The following is a 3,409-nucleotide window of genomic DNA, read 5'->3' as shown; positions in this document are numbered from 1 at the left end:
ACGTCCTCTGGGCCCTTCTGCGCGACGGACGATGCCACGAACCCACTCCTCCCATCGCCCTTGCGGCTTGACAGACGGCATTAGGAATCAGTCACAGGTGGACGGCCTCGCCGGTGCCCTCGTACGCCTCGGGGATGAGCGTCAGCAGGAAGTGGCCGGTGGGGAAAGCCTCGGAGGGATGGGCCGCGCAACCACGACGCCCATCAGCGAGCTTCCTCGATCCGGTGGTTGTCGACGGGGACACGCCCGCCGTTGCAGCTGCTTGTGCCGCGCCCTGCAAGGCGTGACAGGAGCGGTGCGCGTGGTGGGTAGCCTCTAGTGACACATAAGAGCGTTCCGCGCCGAAACCGGCTCTGACCTGCGGTGATGCGAAGTCGTTTGTTCTGGATATCCAGAACAAAGATGTCCTGAGTGTTCTGGATATCCAGAACAGAGACCCCACGAAACTGACGAGGCGTCAAGAGGCTGAACCACCGTTTGTTCTGCTCTTCCAGAACAGGCCGGTTTACCTAGTGCTACCGTGCTCACCGAAACGTTGATCAACTCTGGAGGGCTGCGCTGATGGAACAGCTGCCAGTCGTCCGACCCGGCGAGCGCGTGGTTGCGCGGTCGGACGGCAAGGGCGGCTTGATCCTGGGTGTGGAGAAGATCAAGGGGCGTGAGTTCGCCGCGAGCGCGGAGTGCAGCGGGTACGTGCTGGACGCCAGGCTGCTGATGGACGTGCTGGGCAGCCTGAAGATGCCCGGCTCCTGGTTCCAGGTCTGGTGCAAGCTTGTGGCCCTGCAGAACGCTAACCGCGTCGATGACCAGCTGCGTGTCGCCGCCCGCGGTTTCGTGAAGACCAGTCAGCGCGACCTCCAGGCCCGGTGCAACCTGTCGGCGGCCTCCGTGAACGAGGCCAGCCAGTTCTTCGCGCACATCGGCTGGATGCGCACAGCCAAGCGCGGCATTCTCCAGCTGAACCCGTGGCTGACGGTGGCCGGCACCTCCGGTGAGCAGGAGAAGTGGCAAGCGCTTTGGAACAGCGCCAAGGGCCCGGCCTGTGTCATCCCGCACTCCGACTACCCCACCGAGTGGCGTCAGCTGCGGGAGGCGGAGAAGAAGGCCGCTGAGGCCGCCCGCCGCAAGGAGAGGGTCGTCACGCTGCGGCAGCGTCGGCCCGTACGCAAGGCGAGCGCATGACCGCGCGCGGCATATCCTCGGTACAGCGTCCCGACCTGATCGGAAGTGGTGAGGCTCCGTGAGCAGCTCTTACGTCCCCAGCCCTCCCACAGAGGCCCCCGTCGTGATCCCCCGCGACGTGCTGCGCCTCCTGGCCCTGGTCGACATCACTACCGCCGGCCGCCGCGTCCTGGACCAGCTGTTGTACCTCAGCGACCCGGAGACCGGCACCGCCTCGATCAGCCAGAACGAGATGTGCGCCGAACTGGGCGCGAGCAAGCCGACCGTGAACCGCGGTTTCAAGGAACTCCGCGAGTGCGGACTCGCCTGGAGCCTGGAGGACGGCCTCTACCAGCTCCACCCGCTGCTGACCGGGGGCGCGGTCTCCTGCCCCGTCATGGAGATCCCGGAGATCAAGGCCGCCGAACCCGGCCGCTTCACCGAACAGCGACGGGCCCGGTTCGCCGCGCAGATGGCCAACCTCGCCCCCACTGGCTAACCCCCCGCCTGGGCCCTCCCAGGCTCTCCAGCGGGCTCCTGGCACCGCGAAGTCCCCAAGGCGCTGCACTCCCCGTGCGGCGCCTTCTTCGTGCCCGCCTCTACTCGGGCCGGTAGCACTATGTAAACCGGCTTGTTCTGGAGGAGCAGAACAATCGGCGGCCTCTCGGGTCACGCGAAGGGAAGCCAGAAGCGGGCGGCGTGCGCGTCGCAGACCCGGGCGGCGAGCACCGCCACGGGGCGCCGGACGACGTTCATCGCCTCGCGCAGCCCGGCCATCATCTCCCGGGCGCGGGTCGCGGTGAGCTGAACGTGGCCTCACCTCAGCCTGAGGTGTCTGTGGCCAGGATGGCGTGTAGCGCCTCACTCTTTCGTATCCGGGAGTTCGTAAATCGTCGTCTACGGGATGACGACCGGGCCTTCTGAGCTCACTGTCGTGAGACGCGGGTTCCTGACTGAGCAGCGCGGAGACCTGAATACCGGAGACCGCGGTGAGCACCGATCCCGCACACCCCGACGACCACCACACCTACGCCGAAAAACCACCCAACACCACGGCCAAACAGAACCCCAACAACGCCCCGGACAACGACTCCACCAACACCCCCCCAGACCGGCAATCGACACAGAGCTCTACCAACCCAGAACCAACCACCACACACCCCCGGGACGGGTGTACTCAACATGGCTGTGCGACGACCACCCCATCTCCGAACGACACCAAGCCCTACGACACTCCACAAACGACATCGGACGCCCACCCAAACACCGAGACCAACTCCACCGCGCCTTCCTCACCAGCAGGCGCGCACTCAGGGAAAGCATCGACATCACCGGCAGACGGACACTCAGATGCGCACGTCGTCGCGTCTACGCCTGCTCGGAGCAAGCCGTAGGTGTATGCGTCCTCGAGGGCCTGGCAGGAGGCGGCGATGATGTTGTCGCCGACTCCGACGGTGGACCACACGCCGGTCGCGTCGGTGGTGGAGATCAGGACCCGCGCGGCTGAGGTGGTGCCGTGGGCTTCTTCCAGGATGCGGACCTTGTAGTCCACCAGTTCCAGTTTGGTCAGTTCCGGGTAGATGCGTTCCAGTCCGGCACGCAGCGCCCGGTCGAAGGCGTTGACAGGGCCGGTGCCTTCGGCAGCGGCGACGATGCGTTCGCCTTGGGCCCAGAGCTTCACGGTCGCCTCGTTGGCGTGGCTTCCGTCGGGGCGGTCCTCGGCGATGATGCGCCAGGACTCGATATTGAAGTGCCGTTGCAGGCCGTCCGGTACCTCCTCGCGCAGGAGGAGTTCGAACGACGCGTCGGCGGCCTCGTAGGTATAGCCGAGCCGTTCTTGTTCCTTGACGCGGGCGACGACGCGACTGACCAGGTCCCGGTCGTCGCCGAGGTCTACTCCGAGCTCCTTGGCCTTGAGCTCTATCGACGCCCGTCCGGCCATGTCGGAGACGAGCATCCGCATGCGGTTGCCGACCAGATCCGGAGCGATGTGCTGGTAGAGGTCCGGGTCGACCTTGATCGCGGAAGCGTGCAGGCCCGCCTTGTGGGCGAAGGCCGAGACACCGACGTACGGCTGATGCGTCGAAGGGGCGAGATTGACGATCTCGGCGATGGCGTGCGAGATATGGGTCATTTTGCCCAGCGCATCGGGAGGCAGGACCCGCTTGTCGTACTTCAGCTCCAGGGCGGCGACGACCGGGAAGAGGTTGGCGTTGCCGACGCGCTCGCCGTAGCCGTTGGCGGTGCA

Annotated in this window: 4 protein-coding genes; 2 read left to right on the top strand and 2 right to left on the bottom strand. The window is 66.0% G+C overall.

Annotation, left to right across the window (positions count from 1 at the left end; genetic code table 11):
* Positions 1 to 91: 91 nt before the first annotated feature.
* A complete protein-coding gene (locus tag ACWDZ7_RS42660) occupies positions 92 to 244 on the bottom strand; it encodes a hypothetical protein (RefSeq protein ID WP_451804330.1) in 153 nt (50 codons plus the stop codon).
* Positions 245 to 561: 317 nt separating this feature from the next.
* On the opposite strand from ACWDZ7_RS42660, the gene ACWDZ7_RS42655 reads away from it, so the two are divergent.
* Positions 562 to 1,182, top strand: a complete 621-nt coding sequence (locus ACWDZ7_RS42655) for a hypothetical protein (RefSeq protein ID WP_451804328.1) — start codon at positions 562 to 564, stop codon at positions 1,180 to 1,182.
* Between the two features lie 58 nt (positions 1,183 to 1,240).
* Positions 1,241 to 1,660, top strand: coding sequence for a helix-turn-helix domain-containing protein (locus tag ACWDZ7_RS42650; RefSeq protein ID WP_451804326.1), 420 nt, complete (start codon positions 1,241 to 1,243; stop codon positions 1,658 to 1,660).
* 726 nt (positions 1,661 to 2,386) lie between these two features.
* On the opposite strand, the gene ACWDZ7_RS42645 is transcribed toward ACWDZ7_RS42650, so the two are convergent.
* Positions 2,387 to 3,409: alpha-isopropylmalate synthase regulatory domain-containing protein (locus tag ACWDZ7_RS42645; protein WP_451804324.1), on the bottom strand; the 1,023-nt coding region annotated here is incomplete at its 5' end.

Source organism: Streptomyces sp. NPDC003032 (assembly GCF_053591415.1).
This window is presented reverse-complemented; position numbering and strand designations above follow the sequence as displayed.

Excerpts from the sequence above, each read along its gene's own strand:
- ACWDZ7_RS42655 (WP_451804328.1), top strand. The coding sequence starts at position 562 with ATGGAACAGCTGCCAGTCGTCCGACCCGGCGAGCGCGTGGTTGCGCGG.